Annotated in this window: 15 protein-coding genes; 4 read left to right on the forward strand and 11 right to left on the reverse strand. The window is 70.0% G+C overall.

Annotated elements, in window-relative coordinates:
- Positions 1-50 precede the first annotated feature (50 nt).
- The 4 genes from IEY84_RS24025 to IEY84_RS24040 all read right to left on the reverse strand — a co-directional run bounded on the left by IEY84_RS24025 (position 51) and on the right by IEY84_RS24040 (position 4,619).
- The gene (locus IEY84_RS24025; protein ID WP_183547064.1) at positions 51-2,537 is read right to left on the reverse strand and encodes a VanW family protein; all 2,487 of its coding nucleotides are present in this window, start codon (positions 2,535-2,537) and stop codon (positions 51-53) included.
- A gap of 62 nt (positions 2,538-2,599) precedes the next feature.
- The gene (locus tag IEY84_RS24030) at positions 2,600-2,956 is read right to left on the reverse strand and encodes a hypothetical protein (protein ID WP_183547066.1); all 357 of its coding nucleotides are present in this window, start codon (positions 2,954-2,956) and stop codon (positions 2,600-2,602) included.
- The gene (mshB, locus tag IEY84_RS24035; RefSeq protein ID WP_183547068.1) at positions 2,953-3,864 is read right to left on the reverse strand and encodes an N-acetyl-1-D-myo-inositol-2-amino-2-deoxy-alpha-D-glucopyranoside deacetylase; all 912 of its coding nucleotides are present in this window, start codon (positions 3,862-3,864) and stop codon (positions 2,953-2,955) included. Before mshB ends, IEY84_RS24030 begins: the two co-directional genes overlap by 4 nt.
- A 38-nt stretch (positions 3,865-3,902) precedes the next feature.
- Complete coding sequence (locus IEY84_RS24040; protein WP_183547070.1) at positions 3,903-4,619, reverse strand: (deoxy)nucleoside triphosphate pyrophosphohydrolase; 717 nt, start codon at positions 4,617-4,619, stop codon at positions 3,903-3,905.
- Positions 4,620-4,731: 112 nt separating this feature from the next.
- Here IEY84_RS24040 and IEY84_RS24045 point away from each other — a divergent pair, with 112 nt between their 5' ends.
- Positions 4,732-6,339 carry a M15 family metallopeptidase gene (locus IEY84_RS24045; protein ID WP_183547072.1) on the forward strand — a complete coding sequence of 536 codons (1,608 nt, stop codon included), beginning with the start codon at positions 4,732-4,734 and terminating at the stop codon, positions 6,337-6,339.
- Positions 6,340-6,357: 18 nt separating this feature from the next.
- Here IEY84_RS24045 and IEY84_RS24050 read toward each other — a convergent pair whose 3' ends face one another.
- Positions 6,358-7,185 (reverse strand): thioesterase family protein, encoded by an 828-nt coding sequence (locus IEY84_RS24050; RefSeq protein ID WP_183547074.1) that lies wholly within the window; start codon positions 7,183-7,185, stop codon positions 6,358-6,360.
- Positions 7,186-7,278: 93 nt separating this feature from the next.
- Here IEY84_RS24050 and IEY84_RS24055 point away from each other — a divergent pair, with 93 nt between their 5' ends.
- The gene (locus IEY84_RS24055; RefSeq protein WP_183547076.1) at positions 7,279-8,808 is read left to right on the forward strand and encodes an AtzH-like domain-containing protein; all 1,530 of its coding nucleotides are present in this window, start codon (positions 7,279-7,281) and stop codon (positions 8,806-8,808) included.
- 20 nt (positions 8,809-8,828) lie between these two features.
- Here the strand turns inward: IEY84_RS24055 and IEY84_RS26850 are convergent, their stop codons facing one another.
- The 4 genes from IEY84_RS26850 to IEY84_RS24070 are packed head-to-tail and all read right to left on the reverse strand — an operon-like array spanning position 8,829 to position 10,741.
- Positions 8,829-9,023 carry a hypothetical protein gene (locus tag IEY84_RS26850; RefSeq protein WP_221208947.1) on the reverse strand — a complete coding sequence of 65 codons (195 nt, stop codon included), beginning with the start codon at positions 9,021-9,023 and terminating at the stop codon, positions 8,829-8,831.
- Positions 9,008-9,448, reverse strand: a complete 441-nt coding sequence (locus IEY84_RS26855) for an ABC transporter substrate-binding protein (protein ID WP_221208996.1) — start codon at positions 9,446-9,448, stop codon at positions 9,008-9,010. The genes IEY84_RS26850 and IEY84_RS26855 overlap by 16 nt, the downstream gene beginning before the upstream one ends.
- Entirely contained in the window at positions 9,445-10,161 is a 717-nt protein-coding gene (locus tag IEY84_RS24065; protein WP_183547078.1) for an NUDIX hydrolase, read from the reverse strand. The genes IEY84_RS26855 and IEY84_RS24065 overlap by 4 nt, the downstream gene beginning before the upstream one ends.
- 10 nt (positions 10,162-10,171) lie before the next feature.
- On the reverse strand, positions 10,172-10,741 hold the full coding sequence (locus IEY84_RS24070) for a TetR/AcrR family transcriptional regulator (protein WP_229788959.1): 570 nt from the start codon (positions 10,739-10,741) through the stop codon (positions 10,172-10,174).
- An 85-nt stretch (positions 10,742-10,826) separates the two neighbouring features.
- On the opposite strand from IEY84_RS24070, the gene IEY84_RS24075 reads away from it, so the two are divergent.
- Positions 10,827-11,150, forward strand: coding sequence for a DMT family transporter (locus IEY84_RS24075; RefSeq protein WP_183547082.1), 324 nt, complete (start codon positions 10,827-10,829; stop codon positions 11,148-11,150).
- Positions 11,151-11,179: 29 nt separating this feature from the next.
- On the opposite strand, the gene IEY84_RS24080 is transcribed toward IEY84_RS24075, so the two are convergent.
- Positions 11,180-12,841, reverse strand: a complete 1,662-nt coding sequence (locus IEY84_RS24080) for an FAD-binding dehydrogenase (RefSeq protein ID WP_183547084.1) — start codon at positions 12,839-12,841, stop codon at positions 11,180-11,182.
- A gap of 137 nt (positions 12,842-12,978) precedes the next feature.
- On the opposite strand from IEY84_RS24080, the gene IEY84_RS24085 reads away from it, so the two are divergent.
- A complete protein-coding gene (locus IEY84_RS24085; protein ID WP_183547086.1) occupies positions 12,979-13,893 on the forward strand; it encodes a hypothetical protein in 915 nt (304 codons plus the stop codon).
- Between the two features lie 13 nt (positions 13,894-13,906).
- On the opposite strand, the gene IEY84_RS24090 is transcribed toward IEY84_RS24085, so the two are convergent.
- Positions 13,907-14,203: a GNAT family N-acetyltransferase gene (locus IEY84_RS24090; protein ID WP_229788960.1), complete on the reverse strand. Its 297-nt coding sequence runs from the start codon at positions 14,201-14,203 to the stop codon at positions 13,907-13,909.
- Positions 14,204-14,341: the final 138 nt, after the last annotated feature.

A 14,341-nucleotide genomic window follows, 5' to 3' on the forward strand; every position in this document is an offset into this window, starting at 1 on the left:
CTCGACACGCCTCCGCCTAGCGGCTCCGGCGGCTCGACCAGCGGGGACCGTCAGTTGGGGTCGGCGGGGGGCGGCGGGTTCTTGGACTCGTCGGTGCACTCGACCTCGTCCTGCGGGATGTAGGTGGTCTTGAAGGTCTCGGTGTCGACCTTCGCCCCCGAGCTGGCGTTGTAGAAGTCGCGCCAGACGTTGATCGAGAAGCCCTGGGCGCCGACGGTGTTCTCGCAGTTGCCGTCGGTGATCTTCTGCTTGCCCGGCGGCTTGAAGTCGTAGCGCTCGCCGGTGCGGGTCTTGATGTCCCAGATCTTCGTGGACCACATCTCGACGGTCACCGAGCCCTGGCTGCTGCCGCCGGCGGGGTTGATCCAGGAGTGGATGAGCACACCGTACTTGGTGTTGTTCTTGAACTTCAGGTCCAGCGAGGGCCAGGCGACGGTCGCCTCGCGGCCGATCGGATAGCGGCTGATGTAGAGCGAGTGCGCCTTGTGCTCGACGTCCTGGAGGCCGGCGAAGAACATCGCGTTGAAGGTGGTCGTCGCCATCTGCGAGACACCGCCGCCGTAGTCCTCGCGGAAGATCCCGTTCTGGATCATCCAGCCCTTGGTGAAGCCGTTGGCTGCCGTACGCTCCCCGACGATGCCGTTGAGGGAGAAGGTGTCCCCCGGCGCGAGCACGGTGCCGTTGACCAGCTCAGCCGCGCGGCCGATGTTGACGTTGCGGTATTCGGCGTAGGGGAAGTTGGTGGTGAAGGAGGAGACCTTCTCCTTGATCCCCCAGGCCTTGGCCTCCTCGGTGGTGACCTTCGGCTTGGCGACCTTCGACTTCACCTCGACGGTCCGCTCGCCCTGCGGCGCGGTGACGACGTCGAGGAAGACAGCCTCCAGGTCCTTCTGGTTGAAGGTGACGCCCGGCTTGGCAGGAACGACCTTCGGGGAGCCGTTGACCAGCTCGACGGTCGCATCGACCGGCTTCGCGGCGTCGTCCGCGAGAGCCTTCTTCAGCACCTTCTTCAGCTTGGAGGACGCGACCGATGCCTGCAGCTCGCCGTCCTTCGGGTCGAAGCGGATCGCGTCGCCGAACTCCTTCGGGGACAGCTGCACCGGAGTCTTCTCGAACTTCAGCGTGATGGGGCCGGAGACCGCCGGGGTCGCGATCTTCTCGACCGCCTCCTCGACGTCGGTCTCGTCGACATCCGGGGTCAGCTCCGCGAGGGGGACATCAGCCTTGCGGTCGCCCTCGACGAGCAGCTGACCGGCGAGCGCGCCCTGGAGCGCCTCGTTGCTGACCCCCTCGCCGGCGACCGGCTGGGTGGTCTTGATCTTTCCCCGCTTGATGACGACGTCGCCGTCCTTGAAGGGAGTCCCGGCGCGCTTGTTGACCTTGGCCGCGACCTTGGCGATCAGGTTGTCATCGGCCTTGATGACCGGCTCGATCTCGCCGCCGCCGGTGAAGTGCTTCCACAGCTTGACCGGGTTCCAGCTGCGCGCGGCATCGGCCTTCGCGACCGTCGCCTTGGCATCGAAGCTGAGGCCGGCGTCGGCCGGGTTGACCTCGGTCGTGCTGTCACCGGCGGCCACGTGGATCGGCTGGCTGTGGGCCGGCGCGAACTTCTGGTCCAGGACCGGCGTCGCCTCGGACGTCGTCATCCCGCCGATGTCCACGCCGGCCACCGTGGTGCCGTCCGGGATCTTGTCCCCGGCGACCGCGTACGCTGCGGCCCAGCCAGCGAAGGCCAGGATGGCGACGCCGCCGGCGACCGCGACGGCGACCTTGGCGCCGGTGCCGAGGGGCTTGCCCTCGGCCGCGACCGGCTGCGCGTAGTCGGGCTGTGCATAGTCCGGCTCGGGATAGCCAGACTGCGGGTGGCCAGGCTGTGAGTAGCCGGGCTGTGAGTAGCCGGGCTGTGAGTAGCCGGGCTGTGAGTAGCCGGGCTGGGCGGAGCCGGGCTGCTCATAGGGGTCGTAGGCGGGGTGGCCCCCGGAGTCATGGGCGGAGTCGTGCGCCGAGTCGGGCATGGGATCGTGCACGACGAACGGCCCGACGCCGATGACGGTCGCCTCGAGCGGCTCGTCGAAGTCGGGGTTCTCGTCGACCGGACTCTGGAACGCCATCTCGGTGTCCGCGTCGTCACCCAGGTCGGGCGCAGCGTCGACGGCCTCCGGCTCAGGGGCGAACTCGCGGCTCTTGGAGACGAACAGGTAGTTGTCTTCCTCCGGCAGCTCCGCACGCTTCGGCAGCCCCGAGCGCAGCATCGTGCTGCGCAGCAGGGTCTCGTCGGCGGGATCCTCGTCGGAGTCATGACCGGAATCGGCCTCGGCAGAGACGAGCCGGGTCGCGCCGTCGGGCGCGTCCTCAGGCTCGATGGAGACTGGCTTGGCGCCAGTGGACTCGGCAACTCGAGCGTCGATCTCGATCTGCGGGATCATGATCGTCTCGACGGCAGCATCGTCCGCGCCAGCTTGGCTGGCGTTGGACCCGGCCGCGTCAGTTTGCTTCGCGGGCTCGGGGGCCTTGGAGGCCTCGCGCTCAGTGGACATGCGGGAGAGCCTAGGACCTATACCCCCCTAGGCCGAAGCCGTAGCCCATCTTGGGACCTTCGTCACTTGCCGGGGTCGGCGCGACCAGCCCGCGATGTGGCCCTCGACACGGTCGCCGCCGACACCACGATCATCAGCACCGCCCAGAAGATCATCAGGTATCCAGCGAGGTCGCCCGCGACGGCGTAGCCGCCCGCCGGCCTCGGGGTCGCGGCCAGCGCGACCACGATCCCCCAGGCCGCCGCGTACGCCACCCGCGATACTCCACGAGGAAGGGCGAGCAGCATCGCCGAGGACGCAGCGACAGCGAGCAGCAGGCCCCACCACCACGGGTGGATAGCGACCGCCGCGACCCCGACGAGGAGGCCGAGCAGCAGACCGGCCGCACCACGGGCCAGGCCCCCGACGAGCAGCCTCACAACCCGGCGAAGAGATCGGTCAGGCCGGTGCCCTCGGTGTGCCCTTTGGCGATCCGGAAGTGCTCGTGGGACCACGCGGTCGTGCCGAGGCTGTTGGTCATCGCGAACATGCCCTGCTCCATGTCCATCTGCGTGGGGTAGGCCCGCATCGCGGCGACCTTCTGGTCGCCGTAGGTGGTGCCGTCGATCGCGGCGGCGATGTCGCCGTCGGGCGTGGCCATCGGGATCGGGCCCTCGGGGTCCATCCCGCCGAGCGCCTCCTCGTCGCCGGCCGCCCGGGCTGCCCGCAGCCCTTCGCGGATCCAGCTCTCCGCGATCGCGGTCCAGAAGATCCGATCGATCTCGTGGGCTTCGCCGAGTTCCTTCTTGTAGGTCGGCACGGCGGCGAGATGGGCGGCGTACGTCGCGACCCGGTGCGCCTGGATGTGGTCGGGGTGGCCGTAGTTGCCGAACTCGTCGTAGGTGACCAGCACCTGCGGGCGCACCTCACGGATGATCGTGACGAGGTGGTCGGCGGCCTCGGTGAGGTCGGCGTACCAGAAGGCGTTCTCGCGGGCGTCGGGGTCGGGCAGCGCGTGGGTGCGGTCCTCGCTCCAGGTCATCCCGGAGTCGCGGTAGTTGCCGAACCCGCCCAGCCAGCGGTGGTCGACCTCGCTGCCGTCGGGCGCCTTCAGCGCCGCCATCGCGCCCTCGATCTCGCCACGGCGGTGCTCGCCCAGGCCGTCTTCCTGGTCGGCGGCGAGGTGGGCCAGCTCGGGCACCAGGATCTCGCCCATCTCCCCTGCTGTGCAGGTCACCAGGGTGACGCGGGCGCCCTCGGCGAGATATTTCGCCATCGTCGCCCCCGTCGCGATCGTCTCGTCGTCGGGGTGGGCATGCACGAGCAGGAGGCTCTTCTGAGAAGTCACGAGCTCGATCCTAGGTCGGGGCAGAGATTCCGCGAGTCCTACTCGGGGGATCTCTTTATCCGCTTGGGTTCGCCAGGGAGGTCGACTGGCTCAGGGGCGATCGAGTCGTCGGGCTCGTCCTCGGGGATGTCCAGCCAGCCGTCGTACTCGTCGACCAGCAGCTCCAGGACCAGCTCGGGAGCGTCGGTCTCCACCGACCAGGGGTGGTCCTCGTCGTCGTCCTCGCCCTGGTAGCGCTCCCGGGCGACCCGGGCCGTCCAGCCCTCGCGCTCCAACGTCGCCGCGGCCGTGCGGGCGTCGTCCTCGTCGAAGAAGATGCCGCGCAGGGTGGCCCCTTCGGGCTGGCCGAGCACGTGGCGGAGCGCGTCGAGGAAGGGACGGTCGGGCTCGAGCCAGTCGACCGAGTCGAGATCCTCGGCCGCGAGCCAGAGGACCTGGTCGTGCTCACGCGGTCTCGGCTCGCCGGCCACGACCCGGGCGGTCGCCGCGACGAGCCGCGCGCCGGTGGCCGAGCCGGTCGAGGCCCCGATGACCGACTCGCTCTGCATCCAGTCGAGCACCTCGATCAGGCAGCCGAGCTCCTCGCCGATCTCCCGGACGAGGGCCTCCTCGGGCGTCTCGCCCTCCTCGACCTTGCCGCCGGGAAGCTCCCAGCGTCCAGCGGCCTCAGGCGGGAAGGTACGCCTCGCGGCCAGCACCTGCTTGCCGTCGGCGCTCAGGATCGCCGCGGCTACTACGGTCTTGGGGCTGTTCACATGTGAGATTGTTCCCTAGACACCCGGAAAGCATGGTCTCTTGGGTACGCTCCAACGCCGTGCCCCACCGTCTTCTGCCCATCGCCTGCCCGCTCCCGTCCGGGGGCCGATCGTGAGCGATCAGCAGTGGCCGCCGCGGCGTCCGGGCGAGCAGCGTCCGCCCTACCGTGGTCAGCAGCCCTATCCGGGCTCGCGGGAGCCATATCCCGGCCAGCCGGGCCAGCCGCACCCCGGGCAGCAGCGGCCTCATCCGGGACATCACCAGCCCCGCCCGGGTGAGCGGCGCTACCCGGTTCAGCAGCCCTACCCGGCGGAGCAGCAGGCCTACGGGCAGCGGCCTCACCCCGAACAGCACTACCCCGAACAGCACTATCCGGACCGGCCCTACCCGAACCAGGCCTACCCAGACCAGCCCTACCCAGACCAGCCCTACCCGAACCAGGCCTACCCGGACCAGCCCTACCCGGACCAGGCCTACCCAGGCCAGCAGCCCCCGGCGCGCCCGAATGGGTACGGCCCTCGCCCGTTCGGCCCCGAGCCTCCGAAGAAGCGGCGCTGGCCGAAGATCCTCGTCGGCCTGCTGCTGCTCGCCGTGGTGGGCGTCGGCGGCTACGGGGCGTACGACTTCTACGAGCAGACGCAGAAGTGGGAGCAGACCACGACCGACGACGTGGAGGGCGTGGGCAGCGACCTGTCGGTGGCCGTCGCGTCGTTGCGCAGCGTCGGCTGGGAGGTCACCGCCGCGGACATCGGGACCTGGCTCGAACAGCCGGGTGCCTACGGCGACGGCCTGAGGATGCGTACGCTGCGGGCCGATCCCGCCAACAACAGCTTCACTGTCGCGGGCTACCGGACCTGGCAGGACACCTATGCCAAGCGCGACCACACCACGGTCGTGTGCGCGAACATCACCCTCGCGGCGGGGACCAAGATGCCGCTGAGCGAGGCCATCACGGCCTGCCCGGACGACGTCCCGAAGACGGCGCCGGACACCCCTTCGAACACCGGCGAGGCCACCGAGGCGCAGGCGGGCGGGGTCACCGGCCACCTCGCCGAGCTGGCCGTGAAGGCCTCCGAGCAGCGGGCTGCCGGCGCGTCCGCAGGCAAGCTCATCGAGGTCGCCGCCCCGACGAAGCCGGTGGGCGACGTACGCGCCGAATCGACCGGGCTCGTGTGCGCACCGGGCACGAAGGACCTGGGTGAGGGCGAGGGCTACGACGCGGGCAAGCTGATCCCGGTGCGGCTCTGCGCGGTGGAGGGGCTGCCCAACACCGGCACGGAGAGCACCAAGGGCGACCCCTACTACATCGACGGCTCCGAGGGCCTGACCGTCGTCAACGCGCGGATCTCCGGGGCCGCCGCAGCCCTGGTCGAGAAAGCCGAGAAGCAGGGCGTGGATCTGGTCGCGGGCAGCTCGTTCCGGACGATGAAGAAGCAGAAGGCGCTGTGCCGGGAGGATGCCACCGGAGGCTGTCCGACCGGCGACTACACGCTGACCGCCCAGCCCGGCCACTCCTCCCACCAGCTCGGCATCGCGATCGACTTCGAGGAGCCCAGCGCGACCGGGGGCAAGACCTGCGCAACGCGGGCCTCGGAGCCGACCAGCGAGGTGTGGAGCTTCCTCAACAAGACGGCGCTGGCCTTCGGACTGAAGCAGTACTCCGTCGAGGCCTGGCACTGGGACGCGTACGGCGGAAAGGACCGCTGCGCGCCGATGTGACCGCCCCGCTCCGACCCGTCAGGCTCGCGGCAGGCGGGCCAGCTGCCGCGCCTGCGCGACCAGCGTGCCGGTGGAGTCCCAGACCTCGCAGTCCTCCTCGAACATGCCGCCCGAGAGGTTGCGCGAGTAGTGGGTGACCTTGAGCCAGCCGGGCGCCGGCTTGTGGCGGATGTGGCAGGTGAGCTCGAGCGTCGGGGCCCAGCCCGGGAGCTCGAGACCGAAGGTCACCGGCGGGAGCGCGTCGAGCACCTGCAGCAGCGAGAGCGGGTCGGGCTCGCGGTCGTGGTGCCGGAACCAGCCGGTGAAGACGGCCTCGCCGGTCGGCGCGGCGCCGCCCCAGACGAACTGCTCCTTCGGCACGCAGAGCTCGTAGCGGTCCAGCATCGGCACGAACTCCTTCACCGACTCCGGCGCGGTGGTCGAGGACACGCACTCCTCGAGCGGCGGCAGCTCCGGCTCGGTCACGGTGACCCGCTCGAAGCCGCTGCTCTTGGCGTGGAGACCGTCGAGGTCCGCGTACGTCGCCGTGGTGGTGATCCGCAGCTCCTCGCCCTGCCAGAGCTCGGCGGTCGCGATGGCCAACGAACCCTTGTCGCGCTTGGTCTCGATGCGGACCTCCGCAGGCCCTGGCGTGCTCGCACCGGCATAGAACGCACTCAGCACGATCGGGTCCGGATGGCGCGGCAGGTGGGCCCGCAGCGCGTTGCCGATGATCGCGAGCAGATAGCCACCGTTGACGCCACCGCCGACCACCCAGCCGGGGGCGAGGTCGGCTGCGTACGTGTCGGGCCCGGTCCTGCGGATCTCGATGTCGCGGTCGAACTCAGCCTGCTCCCTATTACTCATGAGTAATAATCTAGATCGAGGCCTGAAACGATCGACGACGGGGCCCGCGGTGTCGCTGGGCGCTCGCTGGCTCGACAGGGCAGACTTCGCCCCATGACCCCTCGACAAGCTCGCGACGGCGCCCAGCTCAAGCCGGTCCCCCACGGGCTGCTGCAGGCCTTCCGGGCGTACGAGAGCGCGCTGATGTCCGATGACGTCGCCGCCCTGGACGCGCTCTTCGCCGACTCCCCGACCACGCTCCGAGGCGATGCGGCCGGGTTGATCGTCGGACACGACCAGATCTCAACCTTCCGGGCAGCCCGCGGTGGCGCGCCGAAGCGACGGATCGTGCAGACCCATGTGCAGGTGATCGACGAGGACCACGCGCTGATCGTGGCCGTCACGGAGCTCGATCGGGGCGGGCGCGGGTTGCAGACGCAGCTGTGGGCGCGGGACCCGGTGCGGATCGAATACGCCGGCTGGCAGGTCACCGCGGCTCACGTCTCGACGCCCGAGCCGGCCTTCGACACCCGGATCTGGCGCGTCGTCGGCGACCCGCTGGTCTCCTCGCACACCGCCGACGGCGCGCTCTCGGGCGAGACCGTGGCAGTCAAGGACCTCTACGCGGTCGCCGGCTTCGCCGTAGGCGCCGGAAGCCCGGCCTGGCTCGAGCAGGCTCCGCCGGCGCCGTCGCACGCCGCCGCGGTCGCGTCGTTGCTGGACGCCGGGGCCCCGATCCGCGGGATCGCTCGCACCGAGGAGTTCGCCTACTCGCTCTCGGGGCTCAACGCCCACTACGGGGCGCCGCCGAACCCGAAGGCGCCGGGCCGCATCCCCGGTGGCTCCTCGTCCGGATCGGCGACCGCGGTCGCGCTCGGTCAGGCCTCGATCGGGCTCGGGACCGACACCGGCGGCTCGATCCGCGTTCCGGCCGCCTACCAGGGCCTCTACGGCATCCGTACGACCCATGGGGCTGTCTCGCGCGAGGGGCTGCACCCGCTCGCCAAGGCCTTCGACACCGTCGGGTGGATGACGCGTTCGGCGTTCCTGCTGCAGGCGGTGGGCGACGTGCTGCTGCCGGAGTCGCCGGGCGCGGACGTGGGCGAGATCCACGTGGTGCCGGCGCTGCTCGATCTCGCCTCCGACGACGTCGCCACCACCGTTCGCGAGGCCCTGCCCGACGCCACGTCGCTGGCCTGGGCGCCGGCCCGGCTGGACGAGTGGCGCCACGCCTTCGTCGTCGGGCAGGCCTACCAGGCCTGGCGGGCCCACGGAGCCTGGCTCGAGACCCGGCTGGACACCCTCGGCGAGGCGGTGCGCGGGCGGTTCGAGATGGCTCGGTCGGTGACCCGGGAGCAGGCCGCGGAAGCGCGGGCCGTGCTCTCGCAGGCCCGATCGGAGATCCTCGACGTCGTCGGCGACCGGGTGCTCGCCTTCCCGAGCGCCTCCACGGTGGCGCCGACCGCCGCCGAGGCAGCCGGGGTCCGCGACGACACCCTGCGGCTCACCTGCATCGCGGGGATCGCCGGCCTTCCTGCCGTCTCGATCCCGGTCCGCACCCCGACCGGTCTCCCCGCCGGTCTCTGTCTGATCGCCGCCCCGGGTCGCGACCGCGACCTCCTCGCCCTCGCTGCCGACCGCTGACCCCTGGCCGCCTGGCCCCGCTACTGCTGGTACGCCTTCAGCTCGGGGTTCTGCTCGTAGATCGCCTCGATGATCGAGGTGTCGAACAGATCCTCGGCCGCAACCTTCCAGCCGGCGGCGGCGAGCGAGTCGACGGTCTGCTGCTGGAGATCCTCGGAGATGGTGAACAGCCCGTTCTTCTCGGTCTCCGGCGTCGAGATCAGCTTCTGCGACACCCGGTCCATCCCTTGACCTCGGCCGTCAACAGCGCTTCGAGAAGGTCGCGGTTCTCGGCGAGGTACTGGTCGGTGACGGTGTAGGTCTCGGCGACGTACGGCACGCCGTTGTCAGCGAAGGGCAGGTCAGTGATCTCGTGGCCGGCGAGGTCGAGGGCGATCGACTGGTTGGTCAGATCGGCCATGAAGCCGTCCACCTGGCCCGCCGTCAGCGGCGTCGGGTCGAGCTCGACCGGGACAACCGTGATGTTGTCCTTCTCCTCCTCGAGCCCGTTGGCGGTGAGCAGCGCCCGGAAGAGGGCGAGGTCGGACTCCTGGACGCCGATCTTCTTCCCCGCGAGCTCGGCCGGCGATCCGATGTTGCCGCCGTCTCGGAGGGAGAGGATGGTGAGCGGGTTCTTCTGGTTCGGGTGCTGGCCGGTCAGGTCGTACGACGCAACAACGGCGGGTGCAGATGCTCCGCGGAGCCCCGCCGGAAGAGCTGAGCCGGGCGGCCCCCGTCGCGCGTCGTCGTGGTGCCCGTGGGCTCGAGGAAGGCCTCGGTCTTGGTGACCTTGCGATGGAAGTTGCGGGGGTCGAGACGCTCGCCCCAGACGATCTCGTAGACCCGGCGCAGCTCGGCAACCGTGAACTCCGCCGCGCAGAAGGCCGCGCCCAGGGGCGAGTACTCGAGCTTGGAGCGGGCGCGCTCGACGCCGTCGCGGAGGATCGCGGCATGGTCGAAGGCCAGACCGTCGCTGGCCAGACCGTCACTGGCCAGACCGTCGTCGGCCAGCAGAGAGTCGACCGGGCACCACTGTGCATCCGTCGCATCCGACCCGGCTGCAGGCACCGGAAGGTCCGGCGCCAGCGCGAGGTAGGCGACCGTCACGACCCGCGCCCTCGGATCCCGCCCTGGGGCGCCGTACGTCGCGAGCTGCTCGACGTGCACGCTCCCCGGCCGCATGCCGGTCGCCTCGGCGAGCTCGCGCGCCGCCGCCTCCTCGAGACCCTCGTCCTCGAGGACGAAGCCTCCCGGAAGCGCCCAGGCGCCTCGACAGGGCTCGGTGCCGCGGCGTACGACCAGGGCACTGAGGGCCTCGTCACGGACGGTGAGCACGACGAGGTCGACACTGACCGCGAACTTGGGGCACTCCACGTGGCAGACCTTAGATGATCGAGTGGATTCGATCCTCGGCGATCGCCCCCGCGGCGGCGGCGAGATCGGCCACACCGGCGGCGACCTCGTCCGGTCGATCGACGGCCAGGTCCAGATGGAAGCCGAACAACGACGAGTCGACGAGGGTGGCGATCCGGCCCGCGCGCTCGGGCGGCGCTCCGCAGGCGGTGATGTAGCCCCGCAGCGCGGCGTACCACAGCTCGTTGGTCTCCCGGACGACCGAGCGGTAGGGCTCCATCCCGATCAGTCCGGTGGCGGCTGCCTGCAGGTAGATCTGCAGGCAGCTGTGCAACGGCTCCGCGCGGTAGGCCCGCCACAGTGCCTCCACCCCGCCGCGTACGTCCTCGGCCGGCGCCAACGCCCCGATGGCGGCCACGGAGAGCTCGTTGGTGCGCGCCACCACCGCGGCGACCAGCTCGTCGCGGCCGCCGAAGTGGTAGATCAGCATCCGGTCGCTGGTGCCGATCGCGGCCGCAAGCGGACGCAGGGTCAGTCCGATCAGCCCGTGCTCGAGCACGTGCTCGACGACCTGCTCGAGGAGTTCCTCCTTGCGATCCATGGAAAGCATTATGCCGATCATGTAGCGACTGCTACATTTCTCAGTGATGTAGCGGTCGCTACACGCGCCTGAGGAGGACCCCGAGATGTACGCCGCCACACTGCTCGTCGTCGCGATCGCGATCGAGGTCGCCAGCACCGCGCTGCTCCCCCGCACCGAGGGCTTCCGCAACCCCGCGTGGACGGTTGGCGTCGTGGCGGGCTACGCCAGCTCGATCTGGCTGTTGTCGATCGTGGTCGAGCGGATGCCGGTCTCGGTGGCGTACGCCATCTGGTCCGGTCTCGGCACGGCGCTGGTCGCCGCCATCGGGGTGATGTTCCTCGGCGAGCACCTCACCGCCGCCAAGGCCGGCTTCCTGGCGATGATCGTCGTCGGCGTGGTCGGGCTGAACCTCTCCGGCGCCCACTGAGCTGTCCGGCGCCCACTGAGCTGATCGGGTCAGATCGCTGCGGCCGCAGCCCTGCCCGCCGTACGTCCCGAGAACAGGCAGCCGCCGAGGAACGTCCCCTCGAGCGCGTTGTAGCCCATCATCCCGCCGCCGCCGAAGCCGGCGACCTCACCGGCCGCGTAGAGCCCGGGCAGCGGCGTGCCGGCCGAGGTCAGGCAGCGGCCGGACAGGTCGGTCTCGAGCCCGCCGAGGGACTTGCGGGACAGGATGTGCAGCTTGACCGCGATCAGCGGGCCGGCCTCGGCGTCGAGGATCCGGTGGGGCTTGGCGGTGCGCTGCAGCTTGTCGCCGCGGTAGTGGCGGGCGGCGTACAGCGCGGTGACCTGGGCGTCCTTGGTGAAGTTGTTGGCGATCTCGCGGTCGCGGGTCTCGATGATCCGGCGCAGCTCGCTCTCGTCGATCTGCGGGCCGGTCGGGTCCTTCTCGGCGAGGCCGTTCATGCCGTGGACCAGCGCGGTGAGGTTCTCGGCGACCACGAAGTCCTCGCCGTGCTCCATGAAGCTCTTCACCGGGCCGGGCCCCTTGCGTGCCCGCTCGGCGAGCAACTTGATGTCCTTGCCGGTCAGGTCCGGATTCTGCTCCGAGCCGGAGAGCGCGAACTCCTTCTTGATGATCTTCTCGGTCAGCACGAACCAGGAGTAGTCATAACCGGTCTGGCGCAGGTGCTTGAGGGTGCCGAGCGTGTCGAAGCCGGGGAAGAACGGGGCAGGCAGGCGCTTGCCGGTCGCGTCGAGCCACAGCGAAGACGGGCCGGGAAGAATCCGGATGCCGTGGTTGGCCCAGATCGAGTCCCAGTTGCGGATGCCCTCGACGTAGTGCCACATCCGGTCGTCGTTGATGATCCTGGCGCCGGTCGCACCGGTGATGGCGAGCATCCGGCCGTCCACGTGCGCCGGGACGCCGGAGACCATCGACTTCGGCGGGGTGCCGAGACGGGCCGGCCAGTGCTTGCGGACAATGTCGTGGTCACCGCCGATGCCGCCGGAGGTGACGATCACGGCCTGGCCGCTGAGCTCGAAGTCCTCGACCTCGGTACGCGAGGAGGCCTGCCCGCGCTCGATCCCGCTGGCCTCGAGCACCTTGCCGCGTACGCCGACGACCGTCCCGTCCTCGACCACGAGATGGTCGACGCGGTGCCGGAAGGCGAAGGTGATGCGGCCGGTGTCGGCGTGGGCGCGCACCCGCCGCTCGAACGGCTCGACCACGCCCGGCCCGGTCCCCCAGGTGATGTGGAAGCGCGGCACCGAGTTGCCGTGGCCGTCGGCGCGGCCGTCACCACGCTCGGCCCAACCGACGACCGGGAAGATCCGGTGGCCCATCTGGCGCAGCCAGGACCGCTTCTCGCCCGCCGCGAAGTCGAGGTACGCCTCGGCCCAGCGCCGCGGCCACAGGTCCTCGTCACGGTCGAACTGGGCGGATCCCATCCAGTCCTGGAGCGCCAGCTCGGGTGAGTCCTTGATGCCCATCCGGCGCTGCTCGGGGCTGTCGACGAGGAAGAGCCCGCCGAGGCTCCAGAAGGCCTGACCGCCCAGCGACTGCTCCGGCTCCTGGTCGACCAGGAGAACGCTCTTTCCGGCGTCCGCGACCTCGGCCGCTGCTGCCAGGCCGGCGAGGCCGGCTCCCACCACGATCACGTCGGCGCGCTTGGTCATGTCGGCAGATCCTGCCACCTTTGATACCGGCGGGTACATGAAACCTGTCGCCCGACCGTTCCGCCTGATGGACAGTTGTCGGACTCGCACCCCGAACCCGCGGTCGAACGGTGTCCGAGCGGATAGATTTTTTGCTCGTGATCGACCCCAGGATGATGGCCAAGAGGCAGCAGAAGTGGGTCCAACGCGGCATCGACCGCACCGAGACCTGGCTGGGCCGTAGCGGCAGCAGCCTCGGTCCGCTGATCCCGCACATCGCCACCGCTCAGGTGCTCATCGGGGACGAGGATCACGGCTGGATCCCGCAGGGGCTGGCGTACTCTCCCGAGTCCGAGCTCCTCCTCCAGGGCTACTACGGCGACAAGCTCGGCTCCGCGCTCGCGCTGATCGACAAGCCGTCGGGCGAGCTCATCAGCGCGGTCTACCTGGGTGGCCCGAAGGGCAGTGTGAGCGGGCCGGTCAACGCCGGCGGCGTCGCGGTCATCGGTGACGAGGTCTTCGTGTGCCGTGAGGGCAACCCGCCCCGCCTCTATCGCTACTCGCTGACCCAGATCATCCACGCCGAACCGCTCTCGACCGTCTTCACCGTCTCCCCGCTGATCGCGGTCGCCGCCGGCTCCTACCTCGCGGCGACGAAGGATCTGCTCTACGTCGGGTCGCACGCCAACAACCGTCTCTACAAGTACATCCGCAAGGACGACACCTGGCAGATCAAGACCCCGATCGGCGTACGCACCCCGGTCGGCACGCAGGGCGTCGTGGTCCGAGAGGAGGAGTACGTCTTCAGCGTCTCCCGCGGCCCCACGAAACGCAGTCAGCTGATCGTGCAGGACCGGGTCACGATCCGTCCCCGCGCCGTGCAGTGGCTTCCCAACCTGGCCGAAGGAATCGCCGAGGTCGGCGATGAGTTCTTCGTGACCTACCAGTCCGGCGCCAGGCCGTACTCGCGCGGCACCTCCACCAAAGGCCAGGCCTGGCCCTCCGCCCACATGACCCGCACTCCCCTGGCAAAGCTGGGCCTGGAGCCCCGCAAGGTGGCCGACTCCCCCTGATCGAACCTCCCGATCAGGCCGGCCAGTCGGTGATGTCGGCGAACTCCTCGCCGTGCCGCTTCAGCCACCCCGCGACGTACGGGCAATGCGGGATGATCCGTTTCCCCTTCGCCTTCACGTCGGCCAGCGCGAACGCCACCAGCTTCGAGGCCAGACCCTGCCCGTTGTACGCCTCCTGGACCTCGGTGTGCACGAAGTCGACATGCTCGTCGTCGGGCAGCCGGTAAGCCGCCAGGCCTGCAACGGTCTCGCCGTCGCGGATCTCGTAGCGGTGCCTGGCGGGGTTGTCTACGTACTCGATCTCGCTCACGCCCCTATTCTCACTCAGTCGAGGAGGCGCGGGGGGGTGTCGCGGGGTTGGTCTTCTTCGTTTGTTGGGGCCGCCGACCCTTTGTGGATGGTGTTCACGCCGAGTCCCGGCGTCAAGGACGGCCTTCGGCCGCCGGCT

The sequence above is a fragment of the Nocardioides albus genome, assembly GCF_014648255.1.
GTDB classification, from domain to species: Bacteria; Actinomycetota; Actinomycetes; order Propionibacteriales; family Nocardioidaceae; genus Nocardioides; species Nocardioides albus.